We start from the raw sequence: 19,938 nt of genomic DNA, 5'->3' as shown, positions 1-19,938 counted from the left end.
CGTCAGTGCCCCCCCTCACGGCCCTTTCCCGTCTGCCGTCCCGACCTGGGTGACCCCCGTCTCCAGTGAGTTGTGAAATCCAACTTAGCTGTTTAACGTTACCGACGAGTAGATCATCTCTGCAAGGAGGTCGAGCCCCATGAGGGACGCGGTCATCGTCGACGCGGTGCGGACACCGATCGGCAAGGGCAAACCCGGCGGCGCACTGTCCGGTATCCACCCGGTCGATCTGCACGCGCACGCCCTTCGCGCGCTCGTCGAACGGACCGGGATCGACCCGGCGTCCGTGGACGACGTGATCAGCGGGGCGGTCGGGCAGATCGGCGAGCAGAGCGCCAACACGGCACGGTGGGCAGCACTGGCGGCGGGCCTGCCGGAATCGGTTCCCGCGGTCACCGTGGACCGGCAGTGCGGCAGCAGCCAGCAGGCGATCTCCTTCGCCGCACAGGGCGTGATCAGCGGGGCATACGACGTCGTGATCGCCTCCGGGGTGGAGTCGATGAGCCGCGTGCCGATCGGCAGCCAGACCGCGGGCAGGGACTTCATCGGCAGCGAGGCGGCCGCCCGATACCCGGAGGGCCTGGTGCCCCAGGGCGTGAGCGCGGAACTGATCGCGGACCGGTGGCACCTCTCGCGCACGCAGCTGGACGAGTTCGCCGCGGAAAGCCACCGCCGTGCGGCCACCGCGTGGACCGAAGGCCGCTTCGCGGGCGAGGTCTCGTTCCCGAAGGCCCCGGGCGCGGACGGCACCCTGGTACGACTGGAACGCGACGAGACCATCCGCCCCGGCACCTCGGTGGAGATCCTGGCCGGTCTGAAACCCTCGTTCCGGGCCGACCTGTGGGAGCAGCGCTTCCCCCACCTCGACTGGAAGGTCACCGCGGGCAACTCCTCCCCCGTCAACGACGGGGCCGCGGCCGTGCTGATCACCAGCAGCGAGACCGCCGCCCGCCTCGGCCTGCGCCCGAAGGCCCGGCTGCACACCATGACCGTGGTCGGGGACGACCCGCTGTTCATGCTCACCGGCATCATCCCGGCCACGCGCAAGGTGCTCGACCGCGCCGGACTGTCCCTGGCCGACGTCGACGCGTTCGAGGTCAACGAGGCCTTCACCAGCGTCGTGCTGGCCTGGCTCGCCGAAACGGGCGCGGACCCTGCGAAGGTCAACGTCCACGGCGGCGCCACCGCCATCGGCCACCCGCTCGGCGCCAGTGGAGCCCGCCTGATGACGACCCTGCTGTCCGTACTCGAACAGACCGGCGGCCGCTACGGCCTGCAGACCATGTGCGAGGCCGGCGGCCTGGCCAACGCCACCATCGTCGAACGTCTCTGACATCCGGCCCGCTCAGGGGAGTCCCGGTCCGCCGGGGCTCCCCTCGTGTCGTCGGTTGCTCGCCAAAGTCCCCATGGCACTACCCACCCACCTACGCACAGCGACCAGGTCCCGACCCAGCCCACCTCGCACCGGTCACAGTCAGTGGCAAACAGGTACTTATATCGCAACCCCATCGACGGACTGTTATGACCCCCCTGTGTCGGGGCTCCAGAACGTCGGCTAATCTATTCCACATCAAGTCCGAGTGGCGGAATGGCAGACGCGCTAGCTTGAGGTGCTAGTGCCCTTAACGGGCGTGGGGGTTCAAGTCCCCCCTCGGACACAGACCATAACCCCAACTGTGCGGGTCGAGATTCGTCTCGACCCGCACAGTTCGTTTTCCGGGATGGTACGTCGCCCGCAGGTTGAGCCTGCGGTAGACCTCGGCCTTGTCGTCGGGATCCGCCGCGGCCAGGACCTGCCGAATGCTGACCAGCCCATCGACCAGGGCCTGGATCTCCTCCTGGGACATCTTCCGCCGGGCAGTGCCTGGTGCGGAGCGTGACAGGGCTTCGGCTCGGCGTGCCTGGGTCTCGGCCATCCAGCTCGCGACCAGTTGTGGATCCGCCCCGGCTTCCAGCGCGGCGCGGTGACGCGCCAGGGTGCGGTCACACTCCTCAACGGTGCGGGTGGCGGCCAGCACTGCGGGGTCGGCCTCGACGTCGGCCTGGGCTTGGTGCAGTGCGTCGATGGTGTCGCGCAGCCGGTGGGGTGCGAAGCAGGTGCTGAGCCAGTCATCCAACGGGCCAACGAGGTCTCGTTCGGCCAGATACACGTTGCGAGGGTGCCGCACCTTGTTCGCCAGGCCGTACTCATTCGGGAAGCGGCAGCGGTAGAACAACTGCTCACGGCTTTGCTGCCCCTGCATCCGCCGCCCGCACAACCCACAGTGCACCAGCCCGCGCAACACATACCGGTTGCGGGTGCGGTGACGCTCCCTCATGTTACGCCCCGCACCCTTCGCCGCCATCACCTCTTGGGCGCGTTCGAACGTGTCGGTGCCGATCAGCGGGTCGTGCACGATCGCCTCGGAGAAGACCCACTTGTCGCACGGGTTCCACCGCATCTTCGCCTCATGCCCCAGCGCGACATCCTCGACGTCGATGAGCACCTCGTCCTTGCGTTGCTTGTTCCACACCTGGCTGACCCCGGACGGCGGGCACGTCGACCAGATTAGCGAGGTGCTGCGCACGTTGCGCAAGAATCCCAACTCCCGGCGGATCATCGTGTGCGCGTGGAACGTCGCCGAATCCCACGGATAGCGCTGCCACCGTGCCACGCGTTCTCCCAGTTCTACGTCGCCGACGGCAAACTCTCTTGCCAGCTGTACCAGCGCAGCGCGGACCTGTTCCTCGGTGTGCCGTTCAACATCGCCAGCTACGCACTACTGACACACATGATCGCCGAGCAGGTAGGCCTCGGCGTCGGTGACTTCGTCTGGATCGGCGGCGACTGCCACATCTAAAACAATCACGAGGACCAGTTCCGCACGCAACTCGCACGCCAAGCACGGCCGTTCCTCACGCTGCGACTGAAGCCGGCGGACAGCCTGTTCGACTACACCTACGAACACATCGCCCGCGGTGTCCGGGGACCTGTGGGTGATCGGCGGCGCCGCGCTGTATCGGGCGGCGCTGCCGTTCGCGGAGCGGATCGTGGTCACCGAGATCAAGAAGTTCTTCGAAGGTGACACGCACGCGCCGGACGCGGGGCGCTCGCCGGACTCCGTGGGAGCGTGGCAGGAGTCGTCGACCGGGCTGCACTACCGACTCTTGACCCGGGACTGACCCCCTCCAGAGCCGTGCGGAAATCCGGGTACTGGTGGGCCCGCCTATTCAACGGTCGATCGTTGGCCCGTCCGGCTCTGGAACTGCTGCTGGCCATGGCGTCTGGCAGAGGCCGGGGCTGAAGTCAGAGGGATCCAGGTGGATGACCCCTTGACTGTCTATGGCGTAGCCCGCCAGCTTGGGCTGACCCGCCGAAGAACGAAGCCGAGGTCAGTTAGGGTGAAGCCGGTGTGACCACCTTTGAGATCGGCGATAGCGTGACAAACTTGATCGAGGAAATCCTCCCGTTGAACCGGTCCTACCGCGAGTTGTCGTGCCCCCGGTGAACAATGGTCCACCTGGCGTGGTTCGGCCTGCCGTGGGCGGGACGCCCGCACCGCTGGCCAAGATCATCCGTGATCTCGGCCCGACATTGCTCCGAGTGGTCGCGGGCCGGTCCGATCGACCAGTCGAAAGCGTGATCATCCATGACCCGAGGGAGCCGCGGGCGATCTCGCCGAACGGCATCGTCCTCGGCGTAGGTGTGGCGGACCTCGATACCGCGGCCGCGGTGCTCACCGACCTGGCATCCGCGCGGGCAGCCGCTCTGCTGGTGAAGGAACCGGTCGCCACGGATCCCGCCGTGGCTTCCGCCGCCGATGCGGCGAGGGTGACTTTGGTCGAGGTGGGTGGCGGCGTCGCCTGGGAGCAGCTTTTCCTGCTGCTGCACCGGTTGTTGGGCCCGTCGAAGGCCCAATCCGCCGACGGCGAGCCCGGGGATCTGTTCCAGCTCGCGAACGAGATCGCTGCCCTTGTCGCCGCACCGGTCACCATCGAGGACCCGGCATCCCGCATGCTGGCCTTCTCGGGCGGACAGGAGGACACCGACGAAGGCCGAGTCCGCACGGTGCTCGGCAGAGAGGTGCCCGAGCGCTACCAGGAGCGGCTGGCCGAGTGGGACGTCTTCGGCGAGCTCGAGACGAGCAGCAATCCGGTGTTCGTGCCGGCTGTCTTTCCGGGCCACAAGCCGCGGATGGTGGTCGCGGTGCGCGCCGGGACCACCATCCTTGGATATATCTGGGCGGTCGTACAGGAACCGTTGTCCGGCATCCGGCTGCGAGCTTTTCGCGCCGCGGCTGAGATCGTCGCGCTGCACCTGTTGCGCGAACGTGCGGTCGCGTCGGCTGGTTCCCGGTTGCGTGCCGAACAATTCGAGGCCCTGCTGACCAACGACGGTGAGGTAGCGGAATTCGCGCAGCGCCTCGGCGTCCTCGGGCTGACGGTCTGCGTTGTGGCGGTCGAGTTGATCTCGGGGGCCGCCGAGGCGGAGCGCGCGGCTGAGCTCAACCGCGTGTCGGACGCGCTCGGTCTTCACCTTCGACTGGCGCACCGGGCAACTGCGGTGACGACACTCGGCGACATTGTTTATGGCCTTCTCCCCGCTGTGGATGAGAAGGCAGCGCTTCGCGTGATCGACGAGTTCGTGGATCGATCCGGCTCCCGGGCCCCGCTGCGGGCGGGTGTCGGCCGGCTGGTGGGCGAGCCGGCCGACGTTGTCCTGTCCCGGACCGACGCGGACGACATCCTGAGGTTGTTGTCTCCCGGTGACCGGCCCACCGCGTCGGTCCGCTCGGTGCGCACCGACCTCATGGTGCTACGCCTCGCTGACGGCATCGGTGGGCGCGAGTTGCCCGAGGACAGCCCCGTCGCTGTCCTACTGGGGCACGACGCAGAGCACCACGCCAATCTGGTGGGGACGCTCGCCGCCTACCTCGACCATTTCGGCGATGTCGGCAAGGCGGCCGCGGCCCTGCATGTGCACCCGAACACCTTCCGGTACCGGCTGACGCGGCTCAGCGACATCGCCGGGGTAGATCTGCGGGATCCCGACGTCCGACTCGCCGCGATGATCGATCTGAGGTTGCACGGCTTCCGAAGGAATCGCCGATGATCAGGCCCGGACCGCCCGGCCCGGCAGGGCTGCGAGGTCGAGCGTTCCGTCCCGCACCACAGGCTTGCCGTTGACGATCACATAGTCGAATCCACTGGTCGGACGGACAGTGTCGGTGTAGGTGGCGTTGTCGGCGACCGTGCCGGGTTCGAACACCACGATGTCGGCGTCGGCGCCCGGCTGTAGACGCCCTTTGCGGGTCAGCGCCGGGACGCCGCGCGCGGCGATCTCCGCAGGGATCAAGCTGCACCGCCGGATCGCTTCCATCAGGCTCAGCGCCCCGGTCTCTCGCACCACCGTCCGCAGGGTCCGCCCGTAGGTGCCTGCGGTGCGCGGATGGCTCACCACGTCCGGCGGCAGCGGCCACGCGAGCGGATCTCGTGGCGTGCTTCGCCAGAGCGGTTCGATCGCATCCGAGGCGACCGCGGTGTCTTCGAAGAGCATCGCCTTGGCCCGCAGTTCAGAGGCCGCGGGGTCGGACTCTTCGAGGAAGTGCACGAAGGCCCACTCGCCGCCGTGCTCGGCGCGCATGCGGCGCAACTCTTCGGCGTCGGCCATCCGGCGGCCGCTGGCCAGGTGCTGGATCGACGAGGGGGTGAGTCCGCGCCGGTCCAACAGTTCTGGCGCGAGGAACGCGGCGCCGATGCCGGTCATCCCGCTGCCGTAGGGGTAGGCCTCGGTGGAAACCAGCGAACCGGCGGCCCGCACCCGGGAAACCGTGGCGTGCACGCGGTCGAGGTGCCAGCCGGAGGTGCTGTTGATGTGGCAGTAGTGCATGTGAGCGCCAGTCTCGGCCGCGGCGCGGACGATCTCCTCCGCCCCGTCGATCGGGGTGGCCGGGTCCTGCTCGACAAGCTCACGAGCGTGGGTGTACGTCGGGCGGCCTGCCCGTGCGGCAGCGGCCGCGGCCGCGAGATATTCGGCCGGGGCGATCCGAGGGGCGTACCCGACCGGGAGGCCGACGCCGAGGGCCCCGGCTGCGAGATCCTCCTCGACGAGTGCGATGACCTGGTCGACCAAGGCCGGTGCCGCCTCTCGCTGCCACTCGGGGACGGTCATGGCGGTGTGCACGTCCCGCATCGTGCCGGTCGCCTTGACCCCTCCCACGACCTGGAGCCGGGCCGCGCCCCAACTCGCGGAGAAGCCGTAGTTGATCGGACGCCCGGCGCGGGCCGCCCGCTCGTATGCCATGGCAACCGGGTGCCTGCCGACTTCGAGTTCGAGTGCGGTGGTCACGCCGTCGAGTGCCTGCAGGCGCATGCCAGGGATGTCCTCGCAGTGACTGTGCAGGTCGATGAATCCCGGGGCGACCACGCGGCCGCGGGCGTCGACCACCCGCGCGCCGTCCAGGTCGGGTCCAACAGCCGTGATCGAGTCGCCGACGATACCGATGTCGAGGACGGCATCGGTGCCCGAGGCGGGATCGACGACGCGACCGCCCTTGATGACAAGATCGTGCACCCTCAACGCACTCCCTCCATTGCCGTCGTCGTCGCGGATACGCCCTGCTCCGCGTTCCGGGGACGGGTGGTCAGCGAGATCAGTGCGGCCGCCAGCGTGGTGGCGGCCAGGAACCCGAATGCCGCGGCGAATCCGAACTGATCCGCAAGCCAGCCCATCACCAGCGGCGCGAGCACGCCGGCCAGTTGCCCACCCGTGTTGACCACGCCGAAACCCGAGCCGACAACGTCGCGTGGGAGCACCCGCAGCGGAAGCCCGATGATGCCGATCGTGGCGAGCGCGCTGCTGAACATCGCCAAAGTCTGCAGCACGGTGAACATCGTCGTCGACGTGGCCAGCAGCATCGGGACGAGCAGGGCGGCCGCGATCACGAGCGCGGGCACCACGAGGACACGCGGGCGCTGGTCGAAACGGCGGCTCATCAGCCAGCCCCCGATCACCACCGCGATAGCGGAGATCAGTTGAGGTACGGCAGCGGATACCCCGGCCTTCACCAGCGACATCCCCTTCGCCACGACGAGGTAGGACGGCACCCAGGTGATCATGCCGTAGACCAGCATGTTGAAGCAGCCGAACATCACTGCGCACCGCACCACCAGACCGTTGCGCAGGACACGGGACATCGGCACTCGGCCGCCGACCGCGGGGGCCGGGTGGTCGCCCTGCTCGGTCAGGTCCCGGGACAGTGGCGGCGGCAACAGCCGCCACAACACTACACCGATGATCAGCCCGCCGGCCGCGATGATCCAGAACGTGTGCCGCCATCCAGCGGCCACCACCAGCGGCGCCACGATGAGCGGGCCGAGCCCGGCGCCGAGGTAATTCGAGGAGAGGATCAGCCCGGCACTGCGGCTGCGCGCCTCGCGCGTGGTGCGTTCCGCGAGGGCTTTGAACGACGCTGCGGGGAACAGTGCCTGCGCGATCCCGAACAGCATCCTGAGTAGGAGGAGGATGAGAAGGCCCGGCGCGAATCCGGTCGCGGCAGTGAAGACTGACCAGGCGATCAGCGAGATCACCAGGAGCGGGCGGGCGCCGACGCGGTCGGCGAGCAGCCCGCCGGGCAGCTGGCCGATCGTGTAGGCGATCGCGAAAGCGGACACGATCAGCCCCTGTGTGGTGCGCGGAAGCCCGAACTCGGCACCGATCAGTGGCAACGCCACCGCGATCATCACGCGGTCGATGAAGTCGATGATGTAGACGCCGGATAGCAGGGCGATCGTCGTTCGCTCCGTCTGCCGAACGGCTGCGGGCGTGCTGTGGGAACTCACTCCGGCGCTCCTCCCATGGTTGGACGGTTGAGGAATTGTGCGGTCAGTCACCCGCCAGGTGTGTTCGTGGGATCGGCCGACAACGTGGCCTTCGTTTCGGTGGATCGCACAGTGCGCTGTGTGGCTGGGGGCCCTGACCATCGAGGGACCGAACATGCCGCACAAGGAGGCGAATCCTCGTGATCCCCCGTCCACCCCACCGCGTCGTCGTCGTCGGCGCCGGTATCGTCGGCCTCTCCTGTGCGTGGTACCTCCAACGGCACGGCGCGGACGTGACTGTGCTGGACCGGTCTGGGGTCGGAGCCGGAGCCTCATGGGGTAATGCCGGCTACCTGTCCCCGGCCATGACTGTGCCGTTGCCGGAACCCGCGCTGCTTCGCGAAGGCTTACGCGGACTCGCCGACCCGGGATCGCCGCTCGCGGTTGCCCCGCGGTTGTCCGCCACCACCGCCGCGTTCCTCGCCCGGTTCGCCCGCAACGCGACCGCCGGGCGATGGAGGCGGTCGCTGGCCGCGCTCACTCCGCTGGCCCGGGCCGGCATCGCGGCGTTCGACGAACTGGCCGAAGGTGGGGTCGCGATACGCACCCACGAGGCGCCGATCCGGATCGGGTTCCGGCACGGCGAGGACACAGCGGGCCTGCGGCACGAGTTGGACGCGGTTCGTGCTGCCGGCCAGGGAGTGGACTATGGGCCGGCCGAAGCGGGCCCGCCGTTCTCGTCCCGGATCGAGCAGGTCGTCGAACTGCACGGTCAACGCTACGTCGATCCGGGCCAGGTCCTCGACTCGCTCGCCGATTCCGTCCGGTCGGGAGGCGGCCGGATCGTGGCCGGTGCCGCGGTCCGCGCGGTCGGGTTCGGCCCGGGCGGCCTCCAGGTCGATACCTGGAGCGAGGCACCCTATCCGGCCGACGCCGTCGTCCTCGCGACCGGCGCTTGGTTACCGGAACTGGCCCGGGCACTGGGTGTCCGTGTCCCCGTCCAGGCCGGCCGCGGCTACTCCTGCACAGTCCGCCTTCGCGAGCCCCTGACCGCCCCTGCCTACTTGCCAGGAGTACGGGTCGCCATCACGCCGTACCGGGGCGGTGCCCGTCTGGCGGGCACCATGGAGATCACCGACCGTGACGCTCCTTTCGCGCGGCAGCGCCTCGAAGCCATCCTCCGGTCGGTGGAACCGTTGCTCGACGGCGTCGACCTGACCGACGTCACGGCCCCTTGGGTCGGCCCCCGCCCACTCACCCCGGACGGCCTCCCTCTTATCGGTTCTACCCGGCTCCAGGGCGTGTACGTGGCCGGAGGACACGGCATGTGGGGCCTCACCCTCGGCCCGGTCACAGGGAAGCTGCTTGCCGAGCAGGTCATGACTGGAGTGCCCGTGCCCGAATTGGCTCCGTTCAGTCCTGGCCGTCGTGGCCGCCCCATCCGTCGCCAAAAACCCCACGCACGGCAGGTCACCAGCACCCAACGAATCCTGGAAGGAACTTCCTATGAAGACGCAAGCAGCAATTCTCAGGCAAGCTCCCGGTAAGTGGGAAATCGTCGAACTCGATCTCGAAGAGCCCCGTCAAGGCGAGGTGCTGGTCAAGCTGGCCGCCTCCGGGCTGTGCCACTCCGACGACCACGTGGTGACCGGCGATCTGCCGTCCGGGACCTACCCGATCTGCGGTGGTCACGAAGGTGCGGGTGTGGTCGAGCAGGTCGGACCGAACACGCCGGGCTTCGAGGTCGGCGATCACGTGGTGTTCTCCTTCCTTCCCGGGTGCGGCCGCTGTCGCTGGTGCGCCGCCGGGAAGCAAAACCTGTGCGACGCCGGTGCCAGGATCCTCGAGGGCGATCGCGTCACCGAGCCGGGCAGCTTCCGAATGCATCTGGACGGCCGCCCCGTCGCGCAGATGTGCGGAGTCTCGACCTTCTCCCGCTACACCACGGCGAGCACGTTGTCGACAGTGAAGATCCCTCGAGACATCCCGCTCGACAAGGCGTGTCTGGTGGGTTGCGGGGTCGGTACGGGCTGGGGCTCCGCCGTGAACGCCGGAGACGTCCAGCCCGGGGACACCGTCGTGGTCATGGGTATCGGCGGGGTCGGGATCAACGCGGTCCAGGGTGCGGCGCACGCGGGGGCGAGTCATGTCATCGCGGTCGATCCGGTGGCGTTCAAGCGAGAGAAGGCCCTGGAGCTGGGGGCGACGGAGGCGTACGCCTCCATGGAGGAAGCCACCGAGTCGGCACGCGACCACACCGCCGGTCAGGGCGCCGACGTCGCCGTCGTGACCGTCGGCGTCACGGAAGGGACGCACGTCGCGCAGGCGTTCGGCTCGATCCGGAAGGCCGGAACCGTCGTCGTGACCGGGGCCGGGGCGACCATCGGCATCCCTGTCTCGCTGGTCGAACTGGCCATGATGCAGAAGCGGATCCAGGGAGCCTTGTTCGGCTCGTCCTCCCCGAGCGCCGACATCCTCAAGTGGCTCCGGCTCTATCAGGAGGGTTCCCTCAAACTCGACGAACTCGTCACCCGGACCTACACCCTCGACGAGGTCAACCAGGGCTTCGAGGACATGCACGCGGGCCGCAACCTGCGCGGCGTCGTCATCTTCGACTGATCCGCCCTCCACACGGACACATCTACCCCAGGAGCAATCATGAGTGTCACCGTCGCCAGACAGACCGAACTCGACCGCACCCGCTTCTTCATCAACGGCGACTGGGTCAAACCACAGGGGACCGAAACAATCCGCGCCCTCGAGGCCGCTACCGGCGAACCACTCGGCACGGCCGCGATGGGGAGCGCCGCCGACATCGATACCGCCGTACTGGCCGCGCGCGCCGCCCTCGCCAAGGGTCCTTGGGGGAGGACCACCCCGGCCGAACGAGCGGAAATCATGCTCCGGTTCGCCGAGCGGCTCGCCGCCCGCGCCGATGCCACCGCCCAGCTGGTCTCCCGCGAGAACGGCATGCCGATGGCGTTGTCGCCCTTGGCCAACGGCGCCGCCCCAGTCGGCCTGCTGCACATGTACGCCAGGCTGATCACGGGGATCGCGCTGGAGGAGATCCGGCCCAGCGAGGTGGGTGCCACCATCGTCCGCCGGGAACCCGTCGGTGTCGTCGGCGCCATCACGGCATGGAACTACCCGCAACTGCTGGCGATGGTGAAGATCGCCCCGGCATTGGCGGCCGGATGCACCGTCGTGCTGAAGCCTTCGCCGGAGACGGCGCTCGACTCCTATGTGCTGGGTGAAGCGGCGAGGGAGGCAGGGCTTCCGCCGGGCGTGCTCAACATCGTGCTCGCCGGGCCGGAGGCCGGCGCGGCGCTCGTTTCGCACCCGGAAGTCGACAAGATCGCCTTCACCGGCTCCACCCCTACCGGGCGGCTCATCGGTGCTGAATGCGGTCGGCTGGTCCGCCGGGTCACCTTGGAGCTCGGAGGTAAGTCCGCCTCCCTCTTTCTCGATGACGGCAACCTGCAGACATTCCTGACGGGCCTGGCCGGGACCACGTTTATGAACAACAGCCAGACGTGCACCGCCCAGGCCAGGATCCTGGTCGCGCGCTCCCGTTATGCCGAGGTCGTCGAGGCCCTGGCCGAGCACACGCGTGACCTGGTCGTCGGGGATCCGCTCGACGAGCGCACCCAGATCGGCCCGATGGCCAGCGAGCACCAGCTCGCCCGGGTGCTCAGTTACATAGACGCGGCTCGCGACTCCGGTGCCCGCCTTGTCTCCGGCGGCGGACGGCCCAAGAACCTCGACCGCGGCTGGTTCGTCGAGCCGACCGTGTTCGCAGACGTCGACAATTCTGACCGGTTGGCCCGCGAAGAAGTATTCGGCCCGGTTCTCGCGGTGATTCCGTTCGACGGCGACGATGAGGCCGTCGCCATCGCCAACGATTCCAACTACGGCCTCGGCGGCTCGGTGTTTACCACCGATGAGGAGCGCGGCATCGATGTGGCGCGCCGAATCCGCACCGGGACGATCGGGGTGAACTACTACGCGCTCGACGCCGGCTCACCGTTCGGGGGCATGAAGGACTCGGGGATCGGACGCGAGCTCGGGCCGGAGGCTCTGGACGCCTACCTCGAGTACAAGTCGATCTACGTCAGCGCCGACCGTCTTTGACCTCGGCACTGCCACGAAGGCTGCCCCCTGTGACCGCCCATTATCTGCCGGAGGTCCTCCCGAGGCGACAACGCCGTCTTCATCAGTGGTGGCGACAGCGGGGCCAACCTCGGAATCGCCCGCGGTTCTCGCCGACCTCGGGGCCAGCCTCGCGTTGTTCGGACGAACCAGGTTGCGTCTAGTACTGGTGACCAGTGCCAGACGTGCCAGGCATCGGGAAGGTAGCGGTGGACCAGGTTGATCAACAGGCGGCGGATCTCGGGGAGTGTGTAGCCGATCATGCCTTGATCGCTGGTGCGACTACCCTTTTACAGCCAAGGTTCTACTCGCGGCGAGCCAGGCGTGGGCCAGCATCGAAAGGGTGATGTGGGCATAGCAGGCCCGCCAGGGGCGGGCCTGATAGTGGTCGAGCCCAGCCTCGTTTTTGGCTTGCTGGAAGCATTCCTCGATCCGCCATCGGGACCCGGCTATCCAGGCCAGGTCCAGCAGAGTCGAGCGGCGGGGCCAGTAGCCCAGGTAGTAGGCGATCTCGGCCGGATTGCTGATCGAGCGCCGCGGCAGCAGCCACTGCCCCGGCCCAGTCGCCACCCGGTATGGATCGGGACGCGGGCCCAGTCGTATTCCGGCGTCCGCAACCCGAGCTCGACCAGCGGCTGCGACAGCAGCGGCCACACCGTCCGGTCCGGGACAGCCGCGTCGTGGCGGGTGCCGACGGCGCAGCCGAGCAACGCCATCTCCAGCGCCTGCGCCGACCGCGCCGCATCCGGCACGAGATCCAGCACCAGACCCGCCGCCGACGTCGGTGCCGCATCGAGTAGCCACGCCGGCGCGGGGTCGGTGCCGAGGACATGGGAGAGCAGCGCGGCCGCGCCCCGGCGATGAGCGCTCATGGCGGGCGAGGCCGGGCAGCAACCGGGCCAGCGCAGGGAACCGTCGTGGCCCACGTCCAGCGTGGCGACCTTGGACCGGCGCCCCTTCCACAGCGCGAGTCCCCGATACAGCACGGTTGCCCCGACGAGCAGCAGCCCGGTGCCGACACCAGAAGCGGTGGTGCGCCGGCCAGTGCCGCGCAGACGGAGGCGGCCGCTGCAGGCAGCTGTCACCTGCGCACGGAGAACGGCCAGCCGCTGCCCGACTCGTCCTGCACCCCAGGCGTAGTCAATCCGGACGTGACCCAGGCGACCCTGGATCAGACCGCGTGCAAGCCGGGTTGGACCAAGACGATCCGGCCACCCGCCTCCTACACCGACCAGCTCAAACGCCAGCAGATCACCGACTATGGCTACAGCGACACCAACCCCCGCGACTACGAGGAAGACCACCTCATCCCCCTCGAACTCGGCGGCAACCCCACCGACCCGAAGAACCTGTGGCCCGAATACGACAACGGCAAGACCCCCAACGACAAGGACGCCGTCGAGAGCGCGCTCAACCGCGCCGTCTGCGACCACCGCATCACCCTCGCGACCGCCCAGCAGGCCATCGCCACCGACTGGACCACCGCGGAAACCGCGCTCGGCCTCAACCAGCCGACCACCACACAGGCCGCTCCCCCGCCCGCGCCCGCATCGACCCAGCCGGAGCCGCCCGCACCGGCGCCCGCGCAGCAGGAACCGCCGTCGAACACCGACCCGCTGGCCGGGAAGTACCGCGCGGGCGAGTTCTGCAGCAAAACCAACCTCGGCGTCACCACCACGGCCACCAACGGGGCGAGCATCACCTGCCGCCGCGACGGCAAATACAACCGCTGGGAATACTGACTGTGAGTTCGTCTCCCCCGGTCCGGAACGGGATTTCGCTTGACGGGCCTGGCACAGTGCCTCTCCGTGGGACACAACAACGATGACGCGGAGGCGCTCCGCCGCATGGCCGGGCTCGCGACACCGATGGCCCTGCGGGTCGCGGTCACTCTGGGGCTGCCGGACCGGCTCCTCGGCAGCGGCGCCACCGCCGGTCAACTCGCGGTCGAACTCGACGTTTCCCCGGTCGCGCTCGGCCTCCTGCTGGGCCACCTCACCACCCTCGGGGTCGTGGACCGGACCTCCACCGGCTACCGGACCACCGAATTCGGCGCGAACCTCTGCGCCGGGGCCGGAAACGGTTTCACCAACCTCCTCCTGCACCTCGATTCCGCCGCCGGCCGCGCCGAACTGGCCTTCGTCGAACTCGCCCACAGCATCACCACCGGTGAAGCGGCCTACTCCCGGCGCTACGGGCAGGACTTCTGGGCCGACCTCGCCGAACACCCCCGGCTGCGTGACTCGTTCGACCGGCAGATGACCCTGCGGCTGGACGAACAGATCCCCCAGATCGTCGCCAACGTCGACTGGTCGCGGTTTTCCACCATCGTCGACGTCGGCGGTGGCCGGGGCACCCTGCTCGCCGCGATCCTGACAGCCCACCCCCGGCTACGCGGCCATCTGATCGATCTCGCACCCACCGCGGCCGACGCCCGGCACACCTTCCGCGCTCACCTTCTCGGCGACCGGGCGGAGGCGACCGCGGGCAGCTTCTTCGACCCACTCCCCTCGGCGGCGGATGCGTACTTGCTGGTCGACATCCTCCACGACTGGGACGACGAGCACGCCCACCGCATCCTCGCCCGGTGCGCCGAGGCCGCCCACCCGGCCGGCCGCGTCCTGGTCATCGAACCGGTCGGCGGGCGCCGGGCCATCACCGAGATGGACCTGTCCATGCTGGTGATCCACGGCGGCCGCGAGCGCCGGATCGACGAGTTCCGCACGCTCGCCTCGGCACACGGACTGGCCCTCGACACCGTCACCGATCTGACCGGCCAACGCTGCCTGCTCGAGTTCCGGCTCGCCACCGCGGCGCCCTGTTCGTCACCGGCTCCGTCGGCAAAACCGGTTCAGCGGCCCCCGCATCACCAGTAAGATCAACACAGTCGACCGGCGACGCCTCGGGGCGCCGGAGGGAACAGTTGGACGGGAGCTGTCGTGACCACCGCACTGATCATCGGTGACCTCCAGCGGGGCATCACGGGCAACTACCCGTTCGCCCGGCAGGTCGTGCCGCCGCTCACCGACCTGCTCCCGCGCGCCCGCGCGGCGGGCGCCCTCGTGGTGTTCGTGCACTTCGCCTTCCGGGCCAACGGGGCCGATGTGCCGCCGGACAACGAACTACTCAAGACGTTCTACGAAGCCGGGGACGCCTTCCACGAGGGAGCGGCCGGAACGGAGATCGATCTGCCGGTCGCCGACGAGGACGTCGTGGTGCTGAAACGCCGCGCCAGCGCCTTCGCCGGTACGGATCTCGACCTCGTGCTGCGCTCGCGCGGCGTCGGCACTCTCGCGATCGCCGGAGTCGCGACCAGCGCCATGGTGGCCGCGACATGCTACGACGCGGCGGACCGCGGCTACCAGGTGACCGTGCTGCGGGACGGTTGCGCCGACGGGGATCCGGCAATGCACGACTTCTTCATGGACGCCGTCTTCCCCAGCCGGGGATTCGAGGTCGTCCCCTGCGCCGGTTGGCCCGCAGAACCACGATGACCCGCGTTGGGCCCGCACTCCCGAGCTGCCGGTGCGGGCCCAACACTGTTCGCCCTCCTTTTGGCGCGAGCACGGCGATGTCACGGCGCACCCAATGCTTGCGACAACAGCTCCAGGGTCGCACGCGGCGCCATCCCGATCGACAACACTCTTCCCGCTCGCTGCAAGGAAAACAGCGCGGTGGCCCCGCAGTCGGCATCGCGCGCCGCTCCGCCGGTAGAAGGTCCGGACCAATCGACCAGACAGGAATCGGACAGGATCGCCGGCAGTCGTTCGTTCTCGATCCTTGCCGGGATACGGTCGCCTGGGATTTGTCGAGGAGGCAGTGGTGGCGACTCGGACACGGATTCTCCGGCGGCGGACCTCGGCGATGCTGCTCGCCGTGGTGTGCGCGGTGGCCGCACTGGCGACCTCGGGCGTGGCGGCGGTCGCGGCTCCGCCTTCCCGTTCTCCCGCGCGGGTGGTGACCGCCGGGCAGGCGCGGTTCGAGGTCCTGTCTCCCACGCTCATCCGGACCGAGTACGCGGGCGATTCCGCCTTCGTCGACACCGGCACGTTCAACGCCGTCGGTCGCGCCGACTTCGGCTGGAGTCCTTTCACACAGACGACGAAGGACGGCTGGCTGACCCTCCGGACCAGCGCGGTGGAACTGCGGTACAAGCTCGGGTCCGGCCCGTTCGGCGACGACAACCTGACCGTCCGGCTGCGCACCGGCGCGCAGGCCGTCACCGCTCACCCCTGGGCCGGGAAACTGGCGCCCGTCTGCCCGTTCGCCACCCTGTGCGAGGCGGAGGACACGCAGCTGGCCGGTCCGGGCGTGGCCACCGACCACCGCGGCTACACCGGGCAGGGCTTCGCGGCGGGCTTCCAGAGCACCGGCGACTCCCTGACGTTCCGCACGGACGCCATGGCCGCGGGCGACTACCAGCTGGATCTGCGCTACGCCAACGGAACCGGAGGCGACGGGCAGCACACGCTGCGCACGCTCACGGTGCGCGTGGACGGCGGCGACGCGCACACCGTCTCGCTGCCCACCACCGCCGACTGGGACACCTGGGCGCTGGCCACGGTCCCGCTCGCGATGACCGCCGGGGAACACCAGGTGACCGTCGAGCGGGCCGCCGCCGACTCCGGCAACGTCAACATCGACAGCCTTGCCCTGCTGGCGCAGGGTGCTTCCTATCCCCAGCCCACGCCGCCCCCCGCCGTTTCCTGCTCCTTCGGCTCCCTCTGCGAGGCCGAGCAAGGCGCCCCGGCCGGAGGGGCCCGCCTCGCCGACGACCACGACGGGTACTCCGGAAAGGGCTTCCTGGCGGGCCTCGAACAGGTGGGAGCATCCGATACCCTCACCGTGACCGGCGTGCCGGAGGACGGCCAGTACGCCCTGCAACTGCGCTACGCCAACGCGATCGCCGGTACGGATCCGGTCCAGCCCCGCACCCTCTCGGTACGGGTCGGCGACGGCACCCCGTCGACGGCGACACTCGCGCCGACAAGCAGCTGGAACTCGTGGCGGACCGTCGCCGTGCCGGTCTGGCTGGCGGCCGGCACCGACACCGTGACCCTCGGCTGCCCCGACGCCACGAGCTGCCACGTCAACCTCGACACCGTCGCTTTCGTCACGACGCCCTCGCCGCTGCTCGCCCCGCACGCCGCGCTCGGTGGCTACCGCCGCGGCCTCGACAACGTGGACGGCACCGCCGTCACCGCGCCGGGCATCCTGTACCAGGACGGCTGGTCGCTGCTCGACGACACGGCCTCGGCGCTGTACGACTCACAGACCGGGAAGGTGTTCCCGCGCCCGTCGCACGGCGGCAAGTCCTATCAGGACGGTTACGTTTTCGCCTACGGACAGGACTACGCCCAGGCGCTGCGGGACCTCGCCCGGCTGACCGGCCCGGCCCTGCTGCTGCCGCAGTGGGCCTACGGGGTGTGGTACTCCGAGTACTACGACCGGACGGCCACGGATTTCGAGAACATCGTGCGGCGTTTCCGTTCCGAGCACGTTCCGCTGGACGTCCTCGTCGTCGACACGGACTTCAAGGCGCCGAATCGCTGGAACGGCTGGGAGATCGACCCCTCCCGCTTCCCGGATCCGGCCGCGTTCTTCCGATGGGCGCACGAGCAGGGTCTGCACACGACGCTGAACATCCACCCGAGCATCCTGGCCTCGGACCCGCGGTTTCCGGCGGCACAGGCGACCGCGAAGGGGAAGCTGAAGCCCGGCGGTTGCGGCGGCGGTGGGGACTGCTCCGTGTTCGACTTCGGCGACCCGGACCAGCTGCAGGCCTATTTCGACCTGCACCGCCCCATGGAGCAGCAGGGCAACGACTTCTGGTGGCTGGACTGGTGCTGCGACGGCTCGATCTCGAGCCTCGGCGGGGTGACCCCGGATGCGTGGATCAACCAGCAGTACGCCGCCGACACGGCGAAGACGATCGGCCGGGGATTCGCCTTCTCGCGCGCGTACGGCTCCTTGCAGGCCGGCGGTTACAGTTCGCCCACCACGGTGCCCACGGGGCCCTGGGCCGACAAACGGACCACCCTGCACTTCACCGGGGACGCCGTCTCCGACTGGGCCACACTCGGGTACGAGGTCGGCTACACGCCCGGGGAGTCCGTCGCGACCGGGCTTCCCAGCGTGAGCCACGACATCGGTGGCCACACGCGGGGACTGCAGGAACCGGGCAGCGAACCCGGCAGCACCAAGCTGCCCGACGACCTGTACGCGCGGTGGGTGCAGTTCGGCACGTTCCAGCCGATCGACCGGCTGCACTCCAACCACAGCGACCGGCTGCCATGGCAGTACGGGGCGGCCGCCGGCGCGTCGGCCACGAAGTTCCTCAACCTGCGCGAAGACCTGCTGCCCTACACCTACACGCTCGCCCGGCAGGCGACCGCCACCGGGCTGCCCATCGTGCGGCCGCTGTACCTGCAGTACCCCGGCGAGCAGGAGGCCTACGCGCAGGCAGGCGGCGAATACCTGTACGGGCCGGACGTTCTCGTCGCGCCGGTGACCAGCCCGGGCACGACCGCGACCACGGCGGTGTGGTTCCCGCCGGGCAGCGACTGGACGGACTACTTCACCGGCCGCACCTACCACGGAGGTACGTCGGCGCAGGTCAGTACGGGCTGGGACACCATGCCGGTGTTCGTGCGCTCCGGCGGCATCGTCACCACGCGGACCGGGGGCGGCGCATCGCCGACCGACCTCACGGTCACCGTCACGGGCGGGCACGACGGCTCGTTCACCCTCTACGAGGACGACGGGACGTCGGCCCGGCCGGACGGGGCCACCACCACGATGACCTACCGCGAGGATCGCCACGGCGAGACGCTCTCGATCGCCCCGCAGCGCGGCGATTACCCGGGCCGGCCCGCGGACCGCACCTGGACCGTCCGGTTCACGGCGGCGGCTCCTCCGGCGGCGGTGCTCGTCAACGACCACCTCGGCCCCGCCCGCAGCTGGGACTGGGACGCGGCCACGAAAACCGTGACCGTGCGAACCCAGGCGGAACCGGCCGACCGCCCGCTCGGCATCCGGTTGCTGACGAGATAGCGGGAACACAGAAAGCCGGACATTCCGGAAATTTCCACCAGGACGACTCGGCTGTTCGGGTCAATTCGCGCTGCCGCGGTCTCTCCCGGGAACCGGCTGATCCACTCTTGCGTCCGAGTGCCCGGACCCCTGGCGGGTGAGCAGGTGGAGGTGAGGATCTGCGATGAGCAACCCACTGGTCGCGGCGAAACAGGACTCCACAACCTGGCATTCCGGAATCAACGTCCTCGACGACGCGGCCGGGGTCTACGACGGTGTGCAGTCGGGGTCGTGGATCGAGGGCGGCATCGCCGCGTTCGGCACCGGCATGGACCTGCTGACCATGGCGATGAACCCGGTCGGCACCCTGATCTCCTACGGCCTGAACTGGCTCATCGAGCACGTCAAACCGTTGCAGGACGCGCTCAACCAACTGGCCGGCGACGCCGACCAGATCGCCGCCTACTCCCAGACGTGGAAGAACGTGGCGGGGGCGGTGCAGAAGGCCGCCAAAGACCTGTCCGGCACCGCCACCCACGACACGGCGCACTGGACCGGCACCGCCGCCGACACCTACCGCGCCCAGCTCAAGAACAAGATCGACCACCTCGGCGCGGCCGCCACCTGCGCCGAGACCATCTCGACCGTGGTGCAGATCGTCGGCGTGATCACCGGCGCCGTGCGCGGCATGGTCCGTGACATGGTCACCCAGGCCGTCGGCGACTTCATCCAGGACGCCCTCGAAGAGGTCTGCTCGCTCGGGCTGGGCACTCCCGTCGTGGTCGCGCAGGTCGTCGAACAGGTCTCCGCCTGGATCGAGAAGATCGGCGCCCTGATCAAGAAGCTCATCAACTCCGTCGAGGCGCTGCGCCCGATGATGAGCAAACTCGAAGAGATCTTCGCCGCGATCAAGAAGGTGATGGCCGCCCTGCACGGCCACCCCGGTGAGGCCGAGCC

General features: G+C 69.1%; 12 protein-coding genes, 1 tRNA gene and 4 pseudogenes. 13 read left to right on the top strand and 4 right to left on the bottom strand.

What is annotated here, in order from left to right:
* Positions 1-139 precede the first annotated feature (139 nt).
* On the top strand, positions 140-1,333 hold the full coding sequence (locus FNH05_RS11000) for a thiolase family protein (RefSeq protein ID WP_144587248.1): 1,194 nt from the start codon (positions 140-142) through the stop codon (positions 1,331-1,333).
* Positions 1,334-1,574: 241 nt separating this feature from the next.
* Positions 1,575-1,658: transfer RNA gene (locus FNH05_RS10995), tRNA-Leu, on the top strand.
* Here FNH05_RS10995 and FNH05_RS10990 read toward each other — a convergent pair.
* Positions 1,623-2,567, bottom strand: coding sequence for a recombinase zinc ribbon domain-containing protein (locus FNH05_RS10990; RefSeq protein WP_186382490.1), 945 nt, complete (start codon positions 2,565-2,567; stop codon positions 1,623-1,625). The two genes, FNH05_RS10995 and FNH05_RS10990, sit on opposite strands and share 36 nt — an antisense overlap.
* Between FNH05_RS10990 and thyA the strand changes: the two are divergent.
* From thyA to FNH05_RS10975, 3 genes and pseudogenes are all read left to right on the top strand, one after another.
* A pseudogene (gene thyA, locus FNH05_RS39200) lies at positions 2,479-2,840 on the top strand (thymidylate synthase). The gene FNH05_RS10990 and the pseudogene thyA sit on opposite strands and share 89 nt — an antisense overlap.
* Before the next feature lie 118 nt (positions 2,841-2,958).
* A complete protein-coding gene (locus FNH05_RS10980; RefSeq protein WP_144587246.1) occupies positions 2,959-3,162 on the top strand; it encodes a dihydrofolate reductase in 204 nt (67 codons plus the stop codon).
* 550 nt (positions 3,163-3,712) lie between these two features.
* On the top strand, positions 3,713-5,092 hold the full coding sequence (locus FNH05_RS10975) for a PucR family transcriptional regulator (RefSeq protein WP_144587245.1): 1,380 nt from the start codon (positions 3,713-3,715) through the stop codon (positions 5,090-5,092).
* Here the strand turns inward: FNH05_RS10975 and FNH05_RS10970 are convergent, their stop codons facing one another.
* The gene (locus FNH05_RS10970) at positions 5,093-6,553 is read right to left on the bottom strand and encodes an amidohydrolase family protein (RefSeq protein WP_144587244.1); all 1,461 of its coding nucleotides are present in this window, start codon (positions 6,551-6,553) and stop codon (positions 5,093-5,095) included.
* 2 nt (positions 6,554-6,555) lie between these two features.
* Positions 6,556-7,821, bottom strand: coding sequence for an MFS transporter (locus FNH05_RS10965; RefSeq protein ID WP_222426574.1), 1,266 nt, complete (start codon positions 7,819-7,821; stop codon positions 6,556-6,558).
* A 161-nt stretch (positions 7,822-7,982) separates the two neighbouring features.
* On the opposite strand from FNH05_RS10965, the pseudogene FNH05_RS10960 reads away from it, so the two are divergent.
* From FNH05_RS10960 to FNH05_RS10950, 3 genes and pseudogenes are all read left to right on the top strand, one after another.
* Positions 7,983-9,347, top strand: a pseudogene (locus FNH05_RS10960) (NAD(P)/FAD-dependent oxidoreductase); the annotation flags it as partial.
* Positions 9,307-10,419 carry an NDMA-dependent alcohol dehydrogenase gene (locus FNH05_RS10955; RefSeq protein WP_144587241.1) on the top strand — a complete coding sequence of 371 codons (1,113 nt, stop codon included), beginning with the start codon at positions 9,307-9,309 and terminating at the stop codon, positions 10,417-10,419. The pseudogene FNH05_RS10960 and the gene FNH05_RS10955, both read left to right, overlap by 41 nt.
* Positions 10,420-10,458: 39 nt before the next feature.
* Positions 10,459-11,931: an aldehyde dehydrogenase gene (locus tag FNH05_RS10950; RefSeq protein ID WP_144587240.1), complete on the top strand. Its 1,473-nt coding sequence runs from the start codon at positions 10,459-10,461 to the stop codon at positions 11,929-11,931.
* Positions 11,932-12,231: 300 nt separating this feature from the next.
* On the opposite strand, the pseudogene FNH05_RS39195 reads toward FNH05_RS10950, so the two are convergent.
* Positions 12,232-12,626, bottom strand: a pseudogene (locus FNH05_RS39195) (IS701 family transposase); the annotation flags it as partial.
* A gap of 474 nt (positions 12,627-13,100) precedes the next feature.
* Here FNH05_RS39195 and FNH05_RS10935 point away from each other — a divergent pair.
* The 5 genes and pseudogenes from FNH05_RS10935 to FNH05_RS10915 form a co-directional block, all read left to right on the top strand.
* Complete coding sequence (locus tag FNH05_RS10935) at positions 13,101-13,691, top strand: hypothetical protein (protein ID WP_144587238.1); 591 nt, start codon at positions 13,101-13,103, stop codon at positions 13,689-13,691.
* Positions 13,692-13,796: 105 nt separating this feature from the next.
* Entirely contained in the window at positions 13,797-14,825 is a 1,029-nt protein-coding gene (locus FNH05_RS10930) for a methyltransferase (RefSeq protein ID WP_144587250.1), read from the top strand.
* A gap of 63 nt (positions 14,826-14,888) precedes the next feature.
* Positions 14,889-15,443 carry a cysteine hydrolase family protein gene (locus tag FNH05_RS10925; RefSeq protein ID WP_144587237.1) on the top strand — a complete coding sequence of 185 codons (555 nt, stop codon included), beginning with the start codon at positions 14,889-14,891 and terminating at the stop codon, positions 15,441-15,443.
* A gap of 328 nt (positions 15,444-15,771) precedes the next feature.
* Complete coding sequence (locus FNH05_RS39740) at positions 15,772-19,002, top strand: TIM-barrel domain-containing protein (protein WP_281287606.1); 3,231 nt, start codon at positions 15,772-15,774, stop codon at positions 19,000-19,002.
* 163 nt (positions 19,003-19,165) lie between these two features.
* A pseudogene (locus FNH05_RS10915) lies at positions 19,166-19,938 on the top strand (hypothetical protein); the annotation flags it as partial.

This window comes from Amycolatopsis rhizosphaerae (assembly GCF_007713715.1).
GTDB lineage: Bacteria > Actinomycetota > Actinomycetes > Mycobacteriales > Pseudonocardiaceae > Amycolatopsis_E > Amycolatopsis_E rhizosphaerae.
The sequence above is the reverse complement of the archived record's forward strand: the minus strand, read 5'-3'. Positions and strand labels throughout refer to the sequence as shown.